The 20,914-nt window shown below is 76.1% G+C and carries 16 protein-coding genes and 1 rRNA gene; 6 read left to right on the forward strand and 11 right to left on the reverse strand.

Annotation, left to right across the window (positions count from 1 at the left end; all coding sequences use genetic code 11):
* Window positions 1-107 precede the first annotated feature (107 nt).
* A complete protein-coding gene (locus CLV92_RS04705) occupies window positions 108-1,481 on the forward strand; it encodes an MATE family efflux transporter (RefSeq protein ID WP_104431615.1) in 1,374 nt (457 codons plus the stop codon).
* Between the two features lie 150 nt (window positions 1,482-1,631).
* On the opposite strand, the gene rplI is transcribed toward CLV92_RS04705, so the two are convergent.
* From rplI to CLV92_RS04735, 6 genes are all read right to left on the reverse strand, one after another.
* Entirely contained in the window at window positions 1,632-2,084 is a 453-nt protein-coding gene (rplI, locus tag CLV92_RS04710) for a 50S ribosomal protein L9 (RefSeq protein ID WP_104431616.1), read from the reverse strand.
* A gap of 14 nt (window positions 2,085-2,098) precedes the next feature.
* Window positions 2,099-2,335, reverse strand: a complete 237-nt coding sequence (rpsR, locus tag CLV92_RS04715; RefSeq protein WP_104431617.1) for a 30S ribosomal protein S18 — start codon at window positions 2,333-2,335, stop codon at window positions 2,099-2,101.
* Between the two features lie 171 nt (window positions 2,336-2,506).
* Window positions 2,507-3,064: a single-stranded DNA-binding protein gene (locus tag CLV92_RS04720; protein WP_104431618.1), complete on the reverse strand. Its 558-nt coding sequence runs from the start codon at window positions 3,062-3,064 to the stop codon at window positions 2,507-2,509.
* Entirely contained in the window at window positions 3,064-3,360 is a 297-nt protein-coding gene (gene rpsF, locus CLV92_RS04725) for a 30S ribosomal protein S6 (protein WP_104431619.1), read from the reverse strand. The genes CLV92_RS04720 and rpsF overlap by 1 nt, the downstream gene beginning before the upstream one ends.
* A 157-nt stretch (window positions 3,361-3,517) precedes the next feature.
* Window positions 3,518-4,924: a glycosyltransferase family 87 protein gene (locus tag CLV92_RS04730; protein ID WP_104431620.1), complete on the reverse strand. Its 1,407-nt coding sequence runs from the start codon at window positions 4,922-4,924 to the stop codon at window positions 3,518-3,520.
* Window positions 4,921-7,197: a transglycosylase domain-containing protein gene (locus tag CLV92_RS04735; RefSeq protein ID WP_104431621.1), complete on the reverse strand. Its 2,277-nt coding sequence runs from the start codon at window positions 7,195-7,197 to the stop codon at window positions 4,921-4,923. The genes CLV92_RS04730 and CLV92_RS04735 overlap by 4 nt, the downstream gene beginning before the upstream one ends.
* A 238-nt stretch (window positions 7,198-7,435) precedes the next feature.
* Here CLV92_RS04735 and CLV92_RS04740 point away from each other — a divergent pair, with 238 nt between their 5' ends.
* A complete protein-coding gene (locus CLV92_RS04740) occupies window positions 7,436-8,779 on the forward strand; it encodes an MFS transporter (RefSeq protein WP_211290863.1) in 1,344 nt (447 codons plus the stop codon).
* Between the two features lie 2 nt (window positions 8,780-8,781).
* On the opposite strand, the gene CLV92_RS20895 is transcribed toward CLV92_RS04740, so the two are convergent.
* Both CLV92_RS20895 and CLV92_RS04750 read right to left on the reverse strand, forming a co-directional pair.
* Complete coding sequence (locus tag CLV92_RS20895; RefSeq protein ID WP_146099418.1) at window positions 8,782-10,506, reverse strand: serine/threonine-protein kinase; 1,725 nt, start codon at window positions 10,504-10,506, stop codon at window positions 8,782-8,784.
* Window positions 10,507-10,615: 109 nt separating this feature from the next.
* Window positions 10,616-12,940 (reverse strand): molybdopterin-dependent oxidoreductase, encoded by a 2,325-nt coding sequence (locus CLV92_RS04750; protein WP_104431622.1) that lies wholly within the window; start codon window positions 12,938-12,940, stop codon window positions 10,616-10,618.
* Window positions 12,941-13,011: 71 nt separating this feature from the next.
* Between CLV92_RS04750 and CLV92_RS04755 the strand changes: the two genes are divergently transcribed.
* The gene (locus tag CLV92_RS04755; RefSeq protein ID WP_104431623.1) at window positions 13,012-14,094 is read left to right on the forward strand and encodes a PLP-dependent cysteine synthase family protein; all 1,083 of its coding nucleotides are present in this window, start codon (window positions 13,012-13,014) and stop codon (window positions 14,092-14,094) included.
* A 227-nt stretch (window positions 14,095-14,321) separates the two neighbouring features.
* Window positions 14,322-16,181 carry a sensor domain-containing diguanylate cyclase gene (locus tag CLV92_RS04760; protein WP_158257131.1) on the forward strand — a complete coding sequence of 620 codons (1,860 nt, stop codon included), beginning with the start codon at window positions 14,322-14,324 and terminating at the stop codon, window positions 16,179-16,181.
* 16 nt (window positions 16,182-16,197) lie between these two features.
* On the opposite strand, the gene CLV92_RS04765 is transcribed toward CLV92_RS04760, so the two are convergent.
* Entirely contained in the window at window positions 16,198-17,313 is a 1,116-nt protein-coding gene (locus tag CLV92_RS04765; RefSeq protein ID WP_245886411.1) for an SLAC1 family transporter, read from the reverse strand.
* A 91-nt stretch (window positions 17,314-17,404) separates the two neighbouring features.
* Here CLV92_RS04765 and CLV92_RS04770 point away from each other — a divergent pair, with 91 nt between their 5' ends.
* Window positions 17,405-18,328, forward strand: a complete 924-nt coding sequence (locus CLV92_RS04770; protein ID WP_104431626.1) for a LysR family transcriptional regulator — start codon at window positions 17,405-17,407, stop codon at window positions 18,326-18,328.
* A 24-nt stretch (window positions 18,329-18,352) separates the two neighbouring features.
* Here CLV92_RS04770 and CLV92_RS04775 read toward each other — a convergent pair whose 3' ends face one another.
* On the reverse strand, window positions 18,353-19,177 hold the full coding sequence (locus CLV92_RS04775) for an aldo/keto reductase (protein ID WP_104431627.1): 825 nt from the start codon (window positions 19,175-19,177) through the stop codon (window positions 18,353-18,355).
* Window positions 19,178-19,304: 127 nt separating this feature from the next.
* Here CLV92_RS04775 and CLV92_RS04780 point away from each other — a divergent pair, with 127 nt between their 5' ends.
* Window positions 19,305-20,369, forward strand: a complete 1,065-nt coding sequence (locus CLV92_RS04780) for an LLM class F420-dependent oxidoreductase (RefSeq protein ID WP_104431628.1) — start codon at window positions 19,305-19,307, stop codon at window positions 20,367-20,369.
* Between the two features lie 462 nt (window positions 20,370-20,831).
* Here the strand turns inward: CLV92_RS04780 and rrf are convergent.
* Window positions 20,832-20,914 (reverse strand): 5S ribosomal RNA (rrf, locus tag CLV92_RS23200); the annotation flags it as partial.

A 20,914-nucleotide genomic window follows, 5' to 3' on the forward strand; every position in this document is an offset into this window, starting at 1 on the left:
GGTGGACAGCCCTGGGGACAACTCGCCGATCTGGCGTGGAAAGTGCCCCTCAGGGCGCTCTGACCTGCCAGAACGCCATCCACCAGCTGTGGAGGAGGAGTGGGACGGTGCAGGCGCGTCACCCGGATGGATGTGGACGACAGCGCCCCTCCCCCTTCTCACCGAAGGTCACGGCGGGTGACGCGGAGGTGCTGCGCCTTGCCCTGCCCGCCCTGGGGGCCCTCGTCGCCGAGCCGCTCTTCCTGCTGGCCGACTCCGCGATCGTGGGCCGTCTCGGCACGCTGCCGCTGGCCGGCCTCGGCATCGCGGGGGCGGCCCTGGGCGCGGCGGTGAGCCTCTTCGTCTTCCTCGCCTACGGCACCACGGCGGGCGTCGCGCGCAGCCTCGGCGCCGGGGACGTGCGCGGCGCCCTCGGCCGAGGGGTGGACGGGCTGTGGCTCGCCCTGGGCCTGGGCGCCGTCGTGGCGGTGCTCGGCACCGCGCTGGCGCCCGATGTGGTGCGGGGGCTGGGTGCCTCCCCGGCCGTCGAGCCCCACGCCGTCGCCTACCTGCGCTGGAGCATGCCGGGGCTGCCGGGGATGCTCGTGGTCCTGGCCGCCACCGGCGTCCTGCGCGGCCTGCAGGACACCCGCACGCCGCTGGTCGTGGCGGCCTGCGGGGCGGCCTTCAACGTGGCGGCGAGCATCGCCCTCGTCCACGGCCTGGGCTGGGGCGTGGCCGGCTCCGCCGTGGGCACCGCCGTCACGCAGATCCTCATGGCGGTGGTCCTCGCCGCGGTCGTCGCCCGGGCGGCGCGGCGGGCCGGCGCGCCGCTGCGCCCGCACGTCGGCGGCCTCGCGCGCAGCGCCCGGGTGGGCGTCCCGCTGCTGGTGCGCACGCTGAGCCTGCGGGCCGCGCTGCTGCTCACGACGTACGTGGCCGCCGCGCAGGGCGACTCCGCCGTGGCCGCGCACCAGGTCGCCATGACGGTGTGGACCGCCGCCTCGCTCGTCCTCGACGCCCTCGCCATCGCCGCGCAGGCCCTCGTCGGGCGGGCGCTGGGGGCGGGCGACACCGCGGGGGTGCGCTGGTCGGTGCAGCGCATGGTGGTGTGGGGGGTGGGTGCGGGCGTCGTCCTCGGCGCCGCGCTGGCCCTGGCCCGCGCCCCGTTCGCCGCGGTGTTCACCGAGGCCGGACCGGTCCGCGCGGACCTCGTCGCGGTGCTGCTCGTGGTGGCGCTCACGCTGCCCCTGGGCGGCTGGGTCTTCGTCCTCGACGGCGTGCTCATCGGGGCGGGTGACGGCCGCTACCTCGCCGTCACGGGCGCCGTGGTCCTGCTGGTGTACGTGCCGATGGCGCTGGCCGTGCTGGCGCTGACGCCGCGCGGGCAGGAGGGGCTGCTGTGGCTGTGGGCGGCCTTCGCGGGCGGCTTCATGGCGGTGCGCCTGCTGCCGCTGGCGCTGCGGGCCCGCGGCGCCGCCTGGATGGTCACCGGCGTCTGACGGCCGGCTCCTCGCCGCGCGCAGGGCCCGGGGCCGCAGCGCCGGACGCCCCTGGCACGGCGGGAGGTGCCGCCGGAACCCGGCGCAGACGCCCGAGGGCCGGCCGCGCTCATCGCGCGACCGGCCCTCGGCCTGGTCCGACCCGGCGCCTCAGACGGCGGAGGGGCTGACCTCGACGGTCACCTTCGCGGAGACGTCGGCGTGCAGCCGGACGTCGACCTTGTAGGAGCCGGTCGCCCGGATCGGCTGGGCGATCTCGACCTTGCGCTTGTCGATGCTCGGGCCGCCGGCGGCGTTGACGGCCGCAGCCACGTCGGCCGGGGTGATGGCGCCGAAGAGGCGGCCGCCCTGGCCGGCGCGGGCCTGCAGGCGCACGGTGCGCGCCTCCAGGGACTGCTTCACCTGCTGAGCCTCCTCGAGGGAGGCGATCTCGCGGGCGCGGCGGGCCTTGCGGATCGACTCCACCTGCTTCTCCCCGCCCTTGGTCCACGGAGTGGCCAGGTTGCGGGGCAGGAGGAAGTTGCGGCCGTAGCCGTCCTTGACCTCGACGACGTCGCCAGGAGCGCCGAGACCGGTCACCTCGTGGGTGAGGATGAGCTTCATCTCGTCGTCTCCTCTCAGCGAGCAGAGCTGGAGTAGGGCAGCAGCGCCATCTCGCGGGCGTTCTTGATCGCCGTGGCGATCTGCCGCTGCTCCTGCACGGACACGCCGGTCACACGACGGGCGCGGATCTTGCCGCGGTCGGAGATGAACTTCCGCAGCAGCGCGGTGTCCTTGTAGTCCACCGCCTCGATCTTCGCCGCCTTCAGCGGGTTCTGCTTCTTCTTGGGCTTGCGCACGGGCACCTTGGCCATCGTGGTGCTCCCCTCTCGTGAGAGCCCGGGACTGCGCCCGGGATGGTGGTGTGGAACTTGCCGCGCAGATCGCGGAGGGCTCCGCCACCGGCCGTCGGCGCGCTGGGGTCAGCACGCCGGGACCGGGAGAGCCGGACGGGTCGCTACGGGCCCGTCAGAACGCTCGGCCCGTCAGAACGGCGGGTCGTCGTTGGACGAGCCGCCCCAACCGCCGCCGCCGCCGCCGCCACCGGAGGACGGGCCGGTCGCCCACGGGTCGTCCTGCGGCTGCCCGCCGCCGGAGTTCCCGCCGCCACCGCCCCAGCCGCCGCCGGAGTTGCCGCCACCGCCGCCGAAGCCGCCGCCACCACCGCCGCCGCCGCCGCGCGAGGTCTTGCTGACCTTCGCGCTCGCGTAGCGCAGCGACGGGCCGACCTCGTCGACCTGCATCTCGATGACGGTGCGCTTCTCGCCCTCCTTCGTCTCGAAGGAGCGCGACTGCAGCCTGCCGGTCACGATGACCCGGGTGCCGCGGGTGAGGGACTCGGCGACGTTCTCCGCCGCCTCGCGCCACACCGCGCAGCGCATGAACAGGGTCTCGCCGTCCTTCCAGTCGTTGGACTGGCGGTCGAACGTGCGCGGGGTGGAGGCCACGGTGAAGTTGGCCACCGCCGCGCCGGACGGCGTGAACCGCAGCTCGGGGTCGTTCGTGAGGTTGCCGACCAGCGTGATGACGGTCTCGCCCGCCATCAGCGAGCGCCCGGGCGGAGCAGCTTGGTCCGCAGCACCGCCTCGTTGAGGTTCAGCTGGCGGTCGAGCTCCTGCGCGACCGCAGGCTCGGCCGACAGCTCGACGACGGCGTAGATGCCCTCGGACTTCTTCTTGATGTCATAGGCCAGCCGGCGACGGCCCCAGATGTCGACCTTCTCGACCGTCCCGCCGCCCTGGCGGACGACGTTCAGGAACCGGTCGAGGGACGGAGCGACGGTGCGCTCCTCCAGCTCGGCGTCGAGGATGACCATGAGCTCGTAGTTGCGCGCGCTCATTCCCCACCTCCTTCGGACTCATGCGGCCACGGTCTCTCCGTGGCAGGAGGGTGTGCGTGCCTCCGCGCCCGGCCGGTCGGCACGGAGCCGCTCGGCGCAGGGCGCGGACCTGACCAGCCTACCCGCTCCGGCAGGGGCGCCCCGACCACCGGCGCCCTCACGCGACGCGGATCACCAGGGCGTCGGGGGCGCCGTCGAAGTCGCCGCCCGCCGGGTCGTCGGCCTGCCCGCCCCCCGGGGCGGCGGCCGCCCGCACGGGGTCGCCCGCCGGCCGGCCCAGGTCCCGCAGCACGGCGGCGACCAGCCAGCCGATCCCGCCCAGCCGCAGCAGCAGGAGCAGCAGGTACACCTCCGACGGCAGGCCCCGATCCGGCGTGGACTGACCCGCGATGAACAGCCACACCCCGACGAAGTACAGCGCCTCCGTGCCGAGCCAGACCGCGTGGTCGCGCCAGCGGGGCACGGCCAGGACCGCCAGCGGCAGCAGCCACAGCGACACCTGCACCGGCAGCGCCTTGCCCGTCAGCACCACCACCGCGACCAGCAGCAGCGCCACCTGCGGCACCCGCGGGCGCCGCGGCGCCCACAGCACCACCGTCGCCACCGCCAGCACACCGAGCGCCCCGGTCGTCAGCGTCAGGACCGTCACCACCTCGCCCGGCAGCCCCGTCGCGGCGCGGTCGTGGAGGGCCTGCTCCAGCAGTTGCGGCAGCAGCCACGGCGAGCCGTAGCCCGCCTGGCGCGGCCACCACTGCGTGAGGTGGTCCGACCACGCGCTGCCCCACGTCACGGCCAGCGGTACGTTGACCGCCAGCCACGTGAGCGCGGCGGCGACGGCGGTGCGGGAGAAGGCGGCGTAGCGGCCCGTGCGCACGGCAAGCAGCGCCAGCGCGACGACGATCACCACCGGGTAGGTGCGGGCGCAGACCGCAAGCCCCAGCAGCACACCGGCCGCGACGGGGCGGCGCCTCGCCCACGCGGCCAGGCCGGCGGTGGCCAGCGCCACGCCCAGCAGGTCGAGGGAGACCAGCCCGGCGAGGACCACCAGCGGGCTGGCGGCCAGCAGGAGCGTGTCCCAGCGCCGCCGCCCCGCCATGGCCAGGACGGCGGCCACCGTCACCAGCAGGAGCAGCGCGATGACGACGGTCGCCGCGTCGAAGTAGGCCCGCTGCGCCTCCGGGGTGACGTCCGGCGGCGCGAACCGGGTCAGCAGCCACGCCAGGCCCGCGGTCAGCGACGGCTGCAGCAGCGCGACGCCCTCCGCGTAGGGGCTCTGCGCCCCGACCAGACCGGAGGACGAGAAGACGACGGGGACGTCGCTGTAGCAGGCGTGGAAGAACTGGTCGGGGGTGCGCCAGCCCTCCGCACGGCAGTGCTGCTTCTGCAGGACGCCCAGGGCGAGGGACACCATCGCCACCGGCAGGCAGACCACGGCCGCGGTCAGCCACCGCGGGCCCCCGCCGGCGTGCCGGCCCCACGGGCCACCGAGCGCCTCGCTCGCGGCACGCGCGAGCGGGTCCTCGGCCGACGGCGCGACCGGACGGGTGGGCGCCGGGGCGCTCACCGCCCGTCGCCCGCGGGGGTCGCCTCGCCCGCGCCCCCGGCCTGCGGCGCGGGGGTGGCGCTGCGTCCCGGCGACGCGCCGGTCGGTTGGGTGGACGGCGTGGCGCCGCCGGTGGGGGCGGGGCTCTCCGGGGCGGTGCCGTCGGAGGGCGACTCGCTCGAGGACTCGCTCGGCGACTCGCTGGGGGACTCGCTCGGGGCCTCGCTGGGCGACTCGCTCGGCGGTTCGCTGCTGGTGCTGCTGCTGGTGGTCGAGGGCCGCGGCGAGCGGGTCCGCGTCGACGTGCTCGAGGAGCGGACGCCCTGCGCCTTGCCGACGAACTTCGGCTTCGGGAAGGCCTCCACGGGCTGGCCCTCCAACGCCGTCTGCATGAACGAGGTCCACATGCGCACCGGGTACGAGCCGCCCGTGACCTCGCGGCGGCCGAGGTTCAGCGAGGTGCGCGGGGACGTCGGGTCCGCGGTCTCGGTCTGGTACATCACGACGACGGTGGCGAGCTGCGGGGTGTAGCCGGCGAACCAGGCGGACATGTTCTTCGTCGAGGTGCCCGTCTTGCCCGCCACGGGCCGCTTCAGCCGGCTGGCGTGGCTTCCGCTGCCGCGCTGCACGACCTGCTGCAGCGCGTGGGTGGTGTCGGCCATGACCGGCTCCTCGAAGACGCGCGCCTCGCCCGGGGAGGCCGTGTAGATCTGCTCCCCGTCGGGGCCGGCCACGGAGGCCACCACGTGCCAGTCGTGGCGGACGCCCTGCGCGGCGAAGGTGGCGTAGGCCTGTGCGAGCTCGACGGGAGCCACCGACGCCGAGCCGAGGACGTTCGACGGGACGTCCAGCAGGTCCTTGGTCCCCGGCTCCAGGCCCGCGCGGATCGCGGCCTCGCGGGTGGCGGCGGGCGTCACCTTGTCGTTGAGCTGGGCGTAGACGGTGTTGGAGGACTTCGCGGTGGCCGTCATCAGGTCGATCCGCCCCAGGTCGGCGTCCCCGAAGTTCTCGACGGTGTCCTTGCCCCAGCTCTTCAGCTTCAGGGGGCTGTTGCCGTCGAACGTGGACTTGAGGCTGATGCCCTTCTCCAGCGCGGCGACCAGCGTGAACGGCTTGAACGTCGACCCGGCCTGCACCTCGGCCATCGTCACGGAGTTGAACTGGTTCGTGAGGAAGTCCGCCCCGCCGTACATGGCGCGCACCCCGCCGCTGCGGGGGTCGATGGAGACGACGCCGACGTGCAGCCCGGCCGGGGCTCCCTCCGGCAGGTTGGACCGCACCGCCTCCTTGGCCGCCTCCTGCGCCTTCGCGTCGAACGTGGTGACGACCTTCAGGCCACCGCGCTTGATCTGCTCCGAGGTGAGGCCGACCTTCTTCTCCAGCTCCCTCTCGACCGTGCGCAGGAGGTAGCCCTCGGTTCCCTCCCAGTCGTTCTCCTGGCGCAGCTCGACCGTCTCGGGCATGGTCGCGACGGCGCGCTCGGCGGGCGTCAGCCACCCCTCGTCCACCATGCCGTCCATCACGTACTCCCAGCGCCGCTGCGCGGCCTCCGGGTCCTTGCGGGGGTCGTAGGCGCTGGGCGCGGCCAGCACCCCGGCGAGCAGCGCCCCCTCGGAGGCGCTCAGCTGGGCGACGTCCTTGCCGAAGTAGGCCTGCGCGGCGGTCTGGATGCCGTACGCCTGCCGTCCGAAGTACACGGTGTTGAGGTAGGCGGCGAGGGTCGCGTCCTTCGTCTGCTGCTCGTCGATCTTCAGCGCGATGAAGAACTCCTTGAACTTGCGGGTGTAGCTCTGCTCCGCGTTCAGGAAGTAGTTCTTCACGTACTGCTGCGTGATCGTGGAACCGCCCTGGGTGCTCTCACCGCGCAGGTTGTTCCAGGCGGCGCGCGCGATGCCCGTCGGGGAGACCCCGCGGTTCTCGTAGAAGCTGCGGTCCTCCGCCGCCAGGACGGCGTTGCGCACCGGCTCCGGCACCTGGTCGAGGGTCACGGGCACCCGGTTGCGCTCGCTGAAGCGGCCGATGGGCGTGGTGCCGTCGCTGTAGTAGGCAGTGCTGACCTGCGCCTGGGCCAGCTCGTTGGGGCTGGGGATGCTCACGAGGGCGTAGGCGGTGACGAAGCCGGCGATGCCGAGGAGGACCCCGGTGCCGAGCAGCGCCACCAGCCACGTCCACAGCCGGCGGCTGCGGCCACGACGGGGCGGTCGGCTGCCGCGGCCGGCGGGCGGGCGGCCCGCGGGACCACGACCGGGGGAGCTGGGGCGGGCGGAGGTGGCGGACGGTCGGCGTGCTGCCACGGCGGTGGTGTCCTCCGGTCGGTGGGCGCAGCTGTCCGCCGCGCGTCGTCGTCGGTCGTGCCCGGTCCCGGGACGTCCCGGGAGGTCCGGTCGTGCTGGCCGGGCACCGGGTGCGGCCCGTCCCCGCCAGTATGCGCGGTGTCACCGTGCACGCCGACGGTGCGCCCCTGCACTCGGGCGCACCTTCACCACACCCCAACACCCGGGGTCCCTCCCGCACTCCCCGTACGGTGGGGCCGTGCCGGAGAGGGGCGTGCTGGTCCGCCTGGGACGCCTCGCGACGCGGAGCCGTCTGCGCAGGCTGCTCCTGGTGCGCCTCCTCGGCCAGGGCGGTGACGGCGTCTTCCAGGCCGGGCTCGCCTCGCTGCTGATCTTCTCCCCCGAGCGGCAGCCCTCTCCCGCCGCCGTCGCCACCGCCTTCGCCGTGCTCCTGCTCCCCTTCACGCTGGTGGGGCCGTGGGCGGGGGTGGCGCTGGACCGCTGGCGTCGCCGGCAGGTGCTGGTGGGGGCCAACGCGGTGCGGGCGGGGGTCGTGATGGCCACGGCGGCGGTCCTGCACGCCGGCGCACCCGATGCCGCGGTGGTCGTCATGGCGCTGCTGGCGCTGTCGGTCAACCGGGCCCTCCTCGCGGGGCTGTCGGCGGCACTGCCGCACGTGGTGGAGCCCGACGAGCTGGTCCTCGCCAACAGCGTGGTGCCCACCGCGGGGACGATGGCGGCGGGAGCCGGCGCGCTGACGGCGGTGCTGGCCCGCTCCGGCCCGCTGGAGGGCCTCGCGGGAGGTGGGGCCGCCGCGGACGCCGCGCTGCTGGTGATGGCAGCGGTGGCCTACCTGGCCGCGGGCCTGAGCGCCCTGCGCATCCCGGTGGGTTCGCTCGGCCCGGTGCGACCGCCGGGCGCTCCCCTGCCCGGGTCGCTGCGGCGCAGCCGCGGCTCGCGGCTGGTCACGATGGGGCGGGATCTGCTGGGCGGGGCCCGTCACGTCGTGCAGCGGCGCGCGCCGGCGTGGGCCCTGACGGTGGTCGCCGTCCACCGCTTCGCGTTCGGCGTGACCACGGTGGCGTTCGTGGTGCTGTGCCGGCGGACGCTGGCGGACCCGGACGACCCGGCGGCGGGCCTGGCCCTGCTGACGACGCTGCTGGTCGCCGCGGGGGCGGGGGCGGGCACCGCGGCGGTGTGCGCGCCGTGGGGCACCCGCCACGGCGCGCTGCGGGCGTGGATCTGCGGCTGCCTGGTCGTGGCGGGCGCGGCGCAGGCCCTGGCGGGGTGGAGCACAGACCTCACCGTCCTGCTGGTGTGCGCCTTCGCCCTGGGCGGTGCGGGCCAGGGCGCCAAGATCGGGGTGGACACGGTGGTCCAGCGCACGGTCGACGACACGTACCGCGGCCGGGTCTTCACCCTCTACGACCTGGTGTTCAACGTGACGTTCGTGGTGGCGGCCGCGGTGGCCGCCCTGCTCCTGCCCCCGGACGGCCGCTTCCCCGTGCTGGCCACCTGCCTGGGCGGCGGCTACTGGGCGATGGCGTGGCTGTACCGGCGGGTCGGGCCGGCTCCGCGCGCCCTGGCGCCGGCGGGCGCCTGAGGTCAGGGCAGGCGCAGTCCCGGGTCCGACAGGGAGGGGACCGGTGACCCGAAGGACGTCGGCACCGGGGGCACCGGCACCGGCACCGACGGCGGCAGCGTGGTCGGTGGGACGGCCGGCGGAGTCGCCGACGGCGGGGCGGCCGACGGCGGGGTCTCGACGGGTGGGGTCTCGACGGGCGGGGTCTCGACGGGCGGGGCCGCCGACGGCGGGTTCTCCGCGGGCGGGGTCGCCCCGGGCGGGGTCCCGGTCGGCGGGGTCCCGGTCGGCGGGGTCGCGGTCGGCGGGGTCGCGGTCGGCGGAGCCGCCGACGGTCCGGGTGCGCTCGACGAGGCGGACGGCTGCGGGCCCCGCGAGCGCGGCCCCTCCGCTGAGGAGGCGCTGGGCGAGGGGGCCGGCACCGGGGTGCCGCCCGTCCTGGCGGGGTCGGGCGTCGGCTCCGGCGCGCCGGGCCGCTCACCGCTCGGCTGCTCACCACCGGGCCGCTCACCACCGGGCCGCTCGCCGCTCGGCTGCGCCTGCGGAGCGACCGGAACCGGATTGGGCACGTCGCGCATGTGACCGGTCTGCACGACCGCGACCGCGACGGCGGCGGCGGACGTCGCGAGCATCACGACCGCCGCCATGGCCAGCCCCGGCCGCGGGCGCGTCACGCGCGCGGACCCGCCCGCCCCGGTGGCCGGAGCGACGGCGGCCGGCACCGAGCCCGCCACCCGCTCCGCCGGAGGACCCACCTCCAGGCGCAGAGCGGCGTGCAGGCCGTCCACCCAGCCCCGCAGGTCGCCGGGCCGGAGGGCGGGGTCGAACGCCAGGGCCTGCAGAACCCCCTCCGCCAGCCCCGGCTCGTCCCGGGTCAGCGGCGCGGCCGCCAGCTGCCGCCGCACCGCGTCCGGGTCCAGCTCCCCCGACTCGGGGTCGCGCACCGGCGGCTCACCCGTCAGGAGGTGCACGGCGAGCACGCCGAGCGCGAACGCGTCGGCAGCCGCAGCCGGCAGCCGCCCGGCGCGGACCTCCGGAGGGAGGTCGGCGGGGACCGCCGCGCCGACCAGGTGCGGCGGCCGGGGTCCGTGGAGGCCGAGGGCGGGAGCAGCCAGCAGCACCCCCTCGGCGGGCGAGGCACCCGCCAGCCGCACCGACCGCGGCGTCACCGCGCCGTGCACGACCGGCGGCCTGCCGACGTCCCCGCCGTGCAGCTCGTCCAGGACGCCGGCCACCGCGGAGAGCACGGCGAGCCGCTCGGGCAGGCCGGCGTCCGGCTCGTCACGGATCCATTCCGCCAGCGACCGTCCCGGCACCCGCTCGAGGACGACGTAGCCCCAGCGGTCCCCCGGCTCCTCCACGGTGGGCGCGGACCCCGGCACGTGCGGCGGCGCGCCGGTGAAGACGGCCCTGACCCCGGCCAGGCGCGGGTGGTGCACGCGGGCCACCTCCGCCGCCCGCCGGCGCCAGGCCACGGCCGGGTCCGCGGCGGCGTCACGGCCACGCTCGGCGCTCCCACCGTGGTAGGTGATCAGGAGCTCGGCCGGGCGCTGGGCGGCGAGGACGCGCAGGGCCTCCCCCACGGGCGCGCGGCGGTCGAGGACGTGCCACAGCTCGTCGACGGCGGCGTCCAGCGCCCCGAGGATCTCGTAGCGGTCGGGGTCGTCGTCCGGACCTGCGCAGTGGCGGACGACCTCGGGGACGTGCGCAGCCGTCAACCGGTCGTCGGACCAGTCCTCGGTGCTCACGAGCTCTACCTCCGCGACGCGCCGTGCACGGGGGGCCGCACGACTTCGGGCGAATTGTGCCGCACTGCCGGACCCCACCCCGCGCACTCGACACGCCCATTATGGAGCGTCAGGACGGGTGAGCCATCGGTGAGGACGACGCGGCGGGAACGGGCGCGTCGTGGACCGTCACGGCGGGCAGCGCGCCCCGGAAGGCCTCCACCTCCACCAGCGCGTGCTGGCCCGTGCAGCCCTGGCCGAGGCGCGACGTGCCGACGTCGGCCGTGAGGACGTTGACGTTGCCGTGTCCGCAGGTCACCCCCGCCGCCGCGCCCGCGACGGGGTCGAACCAGGCGCCGGTGGACATCTGCACCACCCGCGGCCGCAGGTCCGCGGACACCACCAGGCCCGCCAGGCAGCTGCCGCGGCGGCTGCGGACCACCACCACGTCCCCGTCCGCCAGGCCCCGCTCGCGGGCGTCGTCGGGGTGCATGCGCAGCGGCTCCCGCCCCCGGACCTTCGACGCGGCGCTCGCCGCCCCGTGGTCGAGCTGGCTGTGCAGCCTCGTCGCGGGGTTGTTTGCGACCAGGTGCAGGGGGAAGCGCGCGGCCACCGGGGAGCCCAGCCACTCCTCCGGTTCCCGCCAGACGGGGTGGCCGGGGCAGTCGTCGTAGCCGAAGGAGGCGATCGTCGCCGAGTGCAGCTCGATCCGTCCGCTGGGAGTGCGCAGCCGGAACCGCCCCGGGTCGGCGCGGAACCCGGCGTGCAGGACGACGGGGTCCGCCGGCGGCAGCCGCAGCGAGCCGGCGCGGCGGAACTGCGCGTACGGCGGCGCCGCGACACCCGCCCGCACGGCCGGCCCCGCGCGCCAGGACTCGTACAGGTGCGCCACCCACTGCGCCGACGTGCGGCCCTCCGTGAACGCCTCCTCCGCGCCCAGCCGCTGCGCCAGGGCCGCCAGCACGTCGTAGTCGTCGCGGGCCTCCCCCACCGGCTCGAGCACCCGGTCCATGGCGTGCAGGTGGTCGTCGTAGCGGGCCGCGCCGAGGTCCTCCCGCTCCAGCGGCGTCGTCGACGGCAGGACGACGTCGGCGTGGCGGGCCGTCGCCGTCCAGAACGGGTCCTGCACGAGGACCGTGTCGGGACGCTGGAACGCCCGCCGCAGCCGGGCCAGGTCCTGGTGGTGGTGGAACGGGTTGCCGCCCGTCCAGTGCACCAGCCGCAGGTCGGGGTAGCGCCGGCGCGAGCCGTCGAAGTCGTACTCCTCCCCGGGGTGCAGCAGCGCGTCGGCGATGCGCGCCACCGGGATGCGCTCGCGCACGGGGTTGCGGCCCTGGGGCAGCGTCGGCAGCGCGTGGCGGCGCATCGGGGAGCCCACCCCGCCCGTGGAGGAGTAGCCGTGGCCGATGCCGCCGCCGGGCAGGCCGATCTGCCCCAGCAGCGCCGCCAGCGCGATCGCCGCCCACAGGGGCTGCTCCCCGAACGGCGCGCGCTGCAGGGACCAGCTCACCGTGAGCAGCGTCCTCGAGGCGGCCATGTCCCGGGCGAGGGCCCGGACGGTGGCCGCGGGGACACCGGTGATCGCCTCGGCCCACTCGGGGGTCTTCGCGACGCCGTCGTCCGCGCCCTCCAGTGAGGCCAGGAACTGCTCCGTCCCGGTGCAGCAGCGCCGCAGGAAGTCCACGTCGTGCAGGTCCTCGGCGACGAGCACCTGGCAGAGGGCCAGCACCAGGGCGGTGTCCGTGCCGGGCACCGGGGCCAGCCAGTCGCCGCCGAGCTCCCCGTCGAGGTCGTCGCGCAGCGGACTGACGAGCACGAACCGCGCGCCGCGGCGCCGGGCGCGGCGCAGGTGCCCGCGCACCGGGTGGCGGGTCGCGCCGCCGTGGCTGACGGCGCTGTTCTTGGCGGGCAGGCCGCCGAAGCAGACGAGCAGGTCGGTGTGCTCCTCCACCACGGACCAGGAGGTGGGGTCCTCGAGCAGGGAGAGGTCGCCGAGGACGCGCGGCAGCAGGACCTCCGCCGCGCCGTGGCTGTAGGTGGTCACGGAGCGGGTGCTGCCGCCGAGGGCGTTGTGGAAGCGGTGCACCTGGCTCTGCGCGTGGTGGAAGCGCCCGGCGCTGCCCCAGCCGTAGGAGCCGCCGAAGATCCCCGCGGGGCCGTGGAGGTCGAGGACCCGGCGGAACTCCACCGCGAGCCGGTCGAGGACCTCCTCCCAGCCGACGGCGAGCCAGACGTCGTCGCCGCGGCGCGGGTCGGGTCCGGGTCCGTCCTCCCACCAGCCGCGGCGGACGTGCGGGCGCAGCACCCGTGCGCGGGTCCCGGCGGCGGCGGGCACGTTGGCCAGCAGCGCGGAGGGCTCCTCGTCGGCGGGGTGCGGGGTGACGTCGAAGGTGCCGTCGTCGCGGACGGTGGCGCTGAAGGCCCCCCAGTGGGTGCTGCTGCGCGCTGCGCTCACCCGGGGAGCATCGCACCCGCTGCGCGCCCGCCCCGCCGCGCGGCGCCCCCGCCCCGTGCCACCCTGCGGGCATGGCGAGCGACGGGGACGGGGCCGGTGGGGTGGACGCGCGCCGGGCGTGGGTGCACGAGGCGATCCGCCGGGTGGAGGCGGACGCCAACCGCAGCGCCGACACCCACCTGCACGTGCTGCCGCTGCCGCCGGCGTGGGGCGTCGACCTGTACCTGAAGGACGAGTCGGTGCACCCGACGGGCTCCCTCAAGCACCGCCTGGCACGCTCGCTCTTCCTGTACTTCCTCGCCAACGGCGACATCGGCCCCGGCACGACCGTCGTGGAGGCCTCCAGCGGCTCCACGGCCGTCTCGGAGGCGCACTTCGCGCGGATGCTCGACCTGCCGTTCGTGGCGGTGGTGCCGGCGTCGACGAGCCGGGAGAAGCTGGCGCTGATCGAGCGGGAGGGGGGCCGCTGCCACCTGGTGGCCGACCCGTGCGACATCTACGACGAGGCGGAGCGGGTCGCGGCGGAGACCGGCGGGCACTTCATGGACCAGTTCAGCCACGCCACGCTGGCGACGGACTGGAGGGGCAACAACAACATCGCGCAGTCGATCTTCGAGCAGATGGCGCTGGAGCGGCATCCCGTGCCGTCGTGGATCGTGGTCGGCGCGGGCACCGGCGGCACGAGCGCCACGATCGGGCGGTACTGCCGCTACCGGCGGCTGGCGACGCGGCTGGCCGTGGTGGATCCGGAGGGCTCCGCGTTCGCCGAGGCGTGGCGGACGGGCGACCGCTCGGCGACGGGCCCGGGCTCGCGCATCGAGGGCATCGGCCGGCCGCGGGTGGAGCCCTCGTTCGTGCCGTCGGTGGTGGACGAGGTGCTGCCGGTGCCGGATGCGGCGTCCATCGCGGGGATGCAGCTGCTGGAGGAGCTCAGCGGCATCCGGGCGGGCGCGTCGACGGGGACGAACCTGGTGGGCGCGCTGACGGTGGTCGGGCGCATGCTGGCGGCCGGTGAGCGCGGCAGCGTCGTGACGCTGATCTGCGACGGGGGCGACCGCTACGGGGGGACCTACCGGAACCCGGCGTGGCTAGCGGCGCAGGGGATCGACCCGGCTGCGGAGCTGGCCCGGATGCGGGCGGCGCTGGCCTCCTGACGGCTCCCTCGGCTCTCCCGGACGGGGTCGCCGGGGCAGCGGCGTGCCGTCGGCCGCTCTTGCGGGCCCTCGTCGGCACCATGCCTTAACGTTGCGTGCGACCTGGTGACCGCATGTAGTGACAGTCCGCGGTGACGGCCCGGCTGGGCGCCTCGTGCGCCGCAGCGCCGGGCGGAGCAGTGCGCCGGCCACGGTCCGGCGCAGCGATGGAGGGGAGGGACCCGCCGATGCCCCACGCCCCGTCGCCGAGCACGAGCGCCGCGGAGCTCACCGGTTCCCAGGGCCGCCGCTCCGGTGCCCGTCTCGCCCTGACGACCGCCGTCCTCACCGGCGTCCTGGCCCACGTGGCGGTGTCCTCGGGCGGAGCGCCGGAGGACGCCACGTCGACCTGGTGGCCCAGCGCGGGCCTCGCGCTCGCCCTCGCGGTGCGGCAGCGGCGCCTGCGCCACTGGGTGGTCCTCGGGACGCTGCTGGGCACCTTCGCGGGCACGGCCACCGCGGGCCCGGACACCACCGCGAGCGCCGTCCACGCCCTCGCCGCCGCCGTGCAGTGCCTGGCCGGCGCCGAGCTGCTGGCGCGCACCGGTCCCACCACCCACCTCCTCCAGCGCGGCCGCCACGCCTGGCTGCTCGCCCTCGGCGGCCTCGTGGGCGTCGTCCTCGGCAGCGCGGTGATCGCCGCGCTGCAGCCGGGGGCCGACGTGCGCGCCCACGCCCTCACCCAGCTGCTGGGGCTGATGCTGGTGACGCCGCTGCTGCTGCTGGCCGGGGCCCCCGCGGACCCGGCGGTCCGGTCGGCGCGGGCGCACCTCCCCGGCGCCCACGGCCTGGTGGAGCGCACGGGCGCCGTGCTGGCCTGCACCGCCACCGCGGGGCTGGTCTTCTGGTCCTCCGGCAGCACGGTGTGGGCCTTCGCCGTCGTGCTGCCCGTGCTGTGGGCGGCGGCCCGCACCGGCCCGCGCTGCACCCTGCTGGGCGTCCTGCTCATCGCGGTGGTGGCCTCCGGGGCGACCGCCGCGGAGCTGGGCCCCTACCGCGACCAGGACCCCACCACCCGGGTGGCCGTCCTGCAGGGCCTCCTCTTCACCGTGGGCGTCGTCGCCCTGGTGACCTCCTTCGTGGTGCGCTCCCGCGAGCGGGCCGTCGTCCGCGCCTGCGAGCGGGAGGACCTGTTCCGGCGCACCTTCGACGACGCCCTCCTCGGGGTGGCGCTGCTGCGGCTGCGGTCCGACGGCTCGGCGGTGGTGGCCCGCGTCAACACCCGGCTGGCGCACCTGCTCGGCGACTCCGCCCGCATCGACGAGGGGTCCGACTGGACGGACCAGGTGTGGCCGGGCCACCGCTCCACGTTCGTGCGGGCGGTGCGCGCCCTCGCCGGCGGGGTGGAGGACTCCTGGCACGGGGAGCTGCGTCACGGGCGGGGCGACCTGTGGCTGGAGCTGGCGATCGGCACCTGGCCGGCCCCCGGGGAGGACGAGGACGGGGTGGCGGCCGTGGTGCAGGTGATCGACTGCACGAAGCGGCGGGTCGCCGAGCAGCGGCTGCGCGACGCCGCCATGCACGACGCCCTGACGGGGCTGCCGAACCGGGTGCTGCTGGAGGACCGGCTGCGCCACGCGCTCAACGCCGCCAGCCGCTCCGGCCGGCAGGTGGCCCTGCTCTACTGCGACCTCGACGACTTCAAGCCCGTCAACGACACCGGCGGCCACGCGGCCGGCGACCAGGTCCTCGTGGAGGTCGCGGGCCGGCTCGCCGCCGCGGTGCGGCCCGGGGACACGGTGGCGCGCATCGGCGGCGACGAGTTCGCCGTGGTCTGCCCCGACCTGCCCGACGAGGCGGCCGCCTACGCCGTGGCGCAGCGGGTCGTGGAGGCGATGCGCCGGCCGTTCGAGGTCGCCGGCTGGCGCTTCGACGTGGGCGTCAGCATCGGGGTGGCCCTCGCGGAGCGCTCCTCGGAGGCGCAGCGGGTCCTGCACGACGCCGACGAGGCCATGTACCGCGCCAAGCGCAGCGGCAAGGGCCGCGTCCGCAGGTCGGGCCCGGCCGTGGTGGACCTGCGCGGCGGCTCCCAGCCCAGCGGCACCTGAGGCGGTCCCGCCCCCGTCAGCGGGCCGGGGCGAGCAGCGAGCCGTCCGCGACCCCCCGCAGGGTGCGCGCCCCCACCACCACCCACGCGGCCAGCAGCAGGACCCAGCCCGCGGTGGCGGCCGCCACGAGCACGGTGGAGCCGCTGTGCAGCGCGAGCTGACCGGTGCCCGTGACGACGGTGCCCACGGGGAAGGTGAAGGCCCACCAGGACAGGCCGAAGGGCATCCCGCGGCGGGCGGCGCGCACGGTCACGGCCGCGGCGAGGACGGCCCAGAGCAGCGTGGCGCCCCAGACCGGCACGCCGTAGAGCAGGGCCGCCGCCGCAGCGGCCTGCGCTGCGGCCGGGGGCAGCGCGGACTCCGCGGCCGTGCCGAGGGTGCCGGCGGCCGTCACGGACTGCCCGAGCGGGCCGAGCACGATCCACAGCGTCGGCGCGACGGCCGGGGCCCCGGCGCCGTGGCGCGCGAGGCGCACCGCGAGGGCGGCGACCACGACGAGGCTGGCCGCCAGGGCGATGCCGAAGAGGGCGTAGCAGGCCAGCAGCAGCACCAGCCGGGCCTCCCCCGCCGGGGCGTGCGGCACGAGGAGCGCACCGGTGGCGGCGCTGACCATGGGCGGCACGACCGGCATGAGCCAGGCTCCGGTGACCGGGGCGTGGCGGTGACGGCGCAGGACGCGCAGCGGCACGAGGACCGCCGTCAGCAGGCCCGCCACCGTGCCCGCGCTCCACAGGACGACGTCGACCGCCACGGCGAGCCGGGGGCCCAGGAGCGCCGGTCCCAGCAGCAGCGCGCCCGCGCCGACCGTCATGAGCGCCATGGGCGGCGCCCCGAGGGCCTGCAGCATGACCGGGTCGTCGAAGGTGCGGCGGGCGCCGGCGGGGTGGAGGGCCCAGTGCGCCGCGGTGGCCGCCGCGACCGTGACCAGCAGCACGGCGGCGAGGACCCACGCACCGGTCGCGGCGAGCTGCAGCGCGGGGCGGCCCTGGGCGGCGGGCAGGGTGGCGAGCGCCGTGCCGACGATGCCCGTGCCCATCACCGTGGTGAACCAGTTGGGGCCGACGTGCGCGAGGGCTGCCGACCGCACCTGCAGGGGCGGGCCGAGGGCCAGGGGGGCGGTGCCGGTGCTCACGGTTCCAGCCTCGGCGGGCGGGGCGTCCGCCGGTAGCGCCACCATCCCTGCAAGCCCACAGGAGGAGCTTGTGGGTGGCTACCGTGGTGGGGTGCCCCTGAGTCCCCACCTGCCGGAGCTGTCCGCGCTCGAGCTCCTCGTCGACACCGCGCGCACCGGCAGCATCGGGGCGGCGGCGCGCATCCACGGCATCTCCCAGCAGGCCGCCTCGGCCAGGCTGCGCGGGGTGGAGGCCCTCGTCGGTGCGCCGCTGCTGCTGCGCTCGCCGCGCGGGTCGCGGCTGACGGAGTCCGGCACGGTGCTGGTGGAGTGGGCGGCGCGGCTGATCGACGTCGCCGCGGAGGTCGACCAGGGCATCGCGACGCTGCGGGCGGACCGCAGCGAGCGCCTCCGCGTCGCCGCCAGCATGACCGTGGCCGAGCACCTCCTGCCGCGCTGGCTGATCACCGTCCGCGCCCGTCAGCAGACGGCGGGCCGGTCGCCGACGGCGGTGACGCTGACCGCCACGAACAGCGACCGCGTCGCGGAGGCCGTGCGCAGCGGCGAGGCGGACCTGGGCTTCGTCGAGGGCCCGACCGTGCCCGCCGGTCTGCGGGCCCAGGACGTGGCCCGCGACGAGCTGGTGGTGGTGGTCGCCCCGAGCCATCCGTGGACGCGGCGGCGCGCACCGCTGACGGCGCAGGAGCTGGCCGCCACGGCCCTGGTGGCGCGGGAGGAGGGCTCGGGCACGCGCCGGGTGCTGGAGGAGGCCCTGGCCGCGAAGGGCTTGCGGTTGACGGTGCCGGCGGTCGAGCTGACGACGTCGACGGGTGTGCGGGAGGCGGTGCGGGCGGGCAGCGCGCCGGCCGTGCTGAGCAGGCTCGCCGCGGAGGGCGACCTGGGTGCGGGGCGGCTGGCGGCGGTGCCGGTTGCCGACCTGGACCTGTCCCGCCGCCTGCGCGCGGTGTGGGCCGGCTCCAGCACGCCGCCGGCCGGGGCGGCCCGGGACCTGCTGGCGGTGGCGCGCAGCTGCTGAGCCCCGCGTGGGCCGCCCGCCGCTTCAGCCGAAGACGTCGGGGTCCGGGCCGGTGCGCAGGCCGCGGTCGAGGGCGGTGATCGCGGTCATCTCCTCGGCGGACAGCTCGAAGTCGAAGACGGCGATGTTGCTGCGGATTCGGGCCGGCGTCACGGACTTGGGGATGACCACGACGCCCCGTTGCAGGTGCCAGCGCAGCACCACCTGCGCCGGCTGCCGGTCGTGGCGCTCGGCGATGGCGCCGATCACCGGCTCCTGCAGCAGCTCCCCGCCCTGCGCGAGCGGGCTCCAGGCCTCGGTGACGATGCCGTGCTCCGCGTTGAACGCCCGCAGCTGCTCCTGCACGAGCCAGGGGTGCATCTCGATCTGGTTGACGGCCGGCACGGTCTCCGTCTCGTCCATGAGGCGCCGCAGGTGGTGCGGCTGGAAGTTGGAGACCCCGACCGCCCGGATCCGCCCGTCGCGGTGCAGCTCCTCGAACACCTGCCACGTCTCGACGTAGTCGTCGGCCTGCTGGGGCCAGTGGATGAGGTACAGGTCGAGCACGTCAAGGCCGAGGTCGGCCATGCTGCGCTCGAACGCCGCCAGGGTGCGGTCCCGCCCGTGGTCGCCGTTCTTGAGCTTGGTGGTGACGAAGACCTCGTCGCGGGGCAGACCGGACTCCCGGATGGCCTGGCCGACCTCGCGCTCGTTGTCGTAGCGGGTGGCGGTGTCGATGCTGCGGTAGCCGGCGTCCAGCGCTTCCCGCACGGTGCGGACGGTGTCCTCCGGCGGCACCTGGAAGACGCCGAAGCCCAGCTGTGGGATGCGCACACCGTTGGTGAGGGTGAGGGTCGGGACGTCGGGCACTGCGGCTCCCGGTGTGGTGTCGGCGAGGACCGCGGGTGGGGCGGCGTGCGCTCCACCCTAGGCAGCGGAGAGCGCTCTCGCGCGGAGAGACCCACCAGCCGGCGTCGTGACCGCCTAGGGTGGCGCGGTGCGACTCGGTCTGAGCCTCGGATACCTGGTCGGCGATCCCCGCAGTGCTGCGGCGGACGCCCTGGCCCTGACCCGCCGGGCGGAGGAGCTCGGCTACGACTCCGTGCACGTGGCGGAGGCGTACGGTTCGGACGCTCCGACGCTGCTGTCCTGGCTGGGCGGGCAGACGTCGCGCATCAACCTGGTCTCCGCGGTGATGCAGATCCCGGGCCGCACGCCGGCGGCGACCGCCATGACGGCGGCGACCCTGGACGGCATCAGCGGGGGCCGCTTCCGGCTGGGGCTCGGCGTCTCGGGCCCACAGGTCTCGGAGGGGTGGCACGGCACCCGGTTCGACGCGCCCCTGGCCCGCACCCGCGAGTACGTGGACGTGGTGCGTCTGGCCCTGGCCCGGCAGCCGCTCGTGTACCAGGGCGAGCACCTCACCCTGCCCCTGCCCGACGGGTCGGGGATCCCGCTGCGCCTGGCACTTCCCGCCCCGCGACCCGACCTGCCGGTCTACCTGGCTGCCGTGGGGCCGCGCAACGTGGCCCTCGCCGGGGAGATCGCCGACGGTTGGCTGCCGGTGTACTTCAGCCCGGAGCACTCGGCGGAGCAGTTGGAGCAACTGTCCGAAGGACGGTCCCGGGCTGCCGCCCGCCCGGGGGCGCCGGACTTCGACATCGCGCCCACCGTTCCCCTTGTGGTCACGGACGCCACGGGTGCAGCGCTGCGCGAGGCGGAGGCCACCGTCCGCGGTCATACCGCCCTGTACCTCGGCGGGATGGGCTCGAAGAAGACCAACTTCTACCACCGCCTCGCGACGCGCATGGGTTACGGCGCGGAGGCCGACGAGGTGCAGCGGCTGTTCCTCGACAAGCGGCACCGCGAGGCGGCCGGGGCCGTGCCACAGGGCTTCCTCGACGCCACCTGCCTGGTCGGTCCGCAGGGCGGGCTGCGTCAGCGGTTCGAGGCCTATGCAGCAGCCGGCGTCACCACCCTCGTGCTCGCACCGATGTCGCAGTCGCTTGAGGAGAAGCTGCGCAGCCTCGAGGCTGCTGCCAAGGCCCTGGCCACTGTCTGAGCTCCGCCCTCAGGAGCGCTGCGCCCTGACGGCGGCCGGCCGCACGCTACTCGGCGCCGCTGGCCGCGGCCGAGGTCGCTGGGGTCTGGCCCCCGACCAGGGCGACCGGTCACCGCGATCGCAGCACGTCGGCCTCGATGCGCTAGGGCCCACACGCTCAGGGCCACAGAGCACTGCTCCGGGGCGTGCGGCGTTCGATGGCCCGTAGGGCTGCACCGCTGATCCCTGTCCCGACTGCACCGCTGATGCCTGTCCCGACTGCACCGCTGATGCCTGTCCCGACCCCGAGAGCTGTGCGGGCGACAGCGCAATGCGCGGCGCACTGCGCAACTCGTGAAGGGTTGTGCGGTGGGCGCAGGCTTGGTGGGTGGGGGGTGATGTGGGACAGGCCCCGCTCCCGCCCGGCGTGCCACCCTGGAGGGGGTGGTGCGGGCAGGCGCGGGGCCTGATCTTTCACGTTGAGTCCGGCGGTGTCCTACTCTCCCACCCCCTCCCGGAGGCAGTACCATCGGCGCTGGAGGGCTTAGCTTCCGGGTTCGGAATGT

Source organism: Kineococcus xinjiangensis, from assembly GCF_002934625.1.
Taxonomy (GTDB): Bacteria; Actinomycetota; Actinomycetes; order Actinomycetales; family Kineococcaceae; genus Kineococcus_A; species Kineococcus_A xinjiangensis.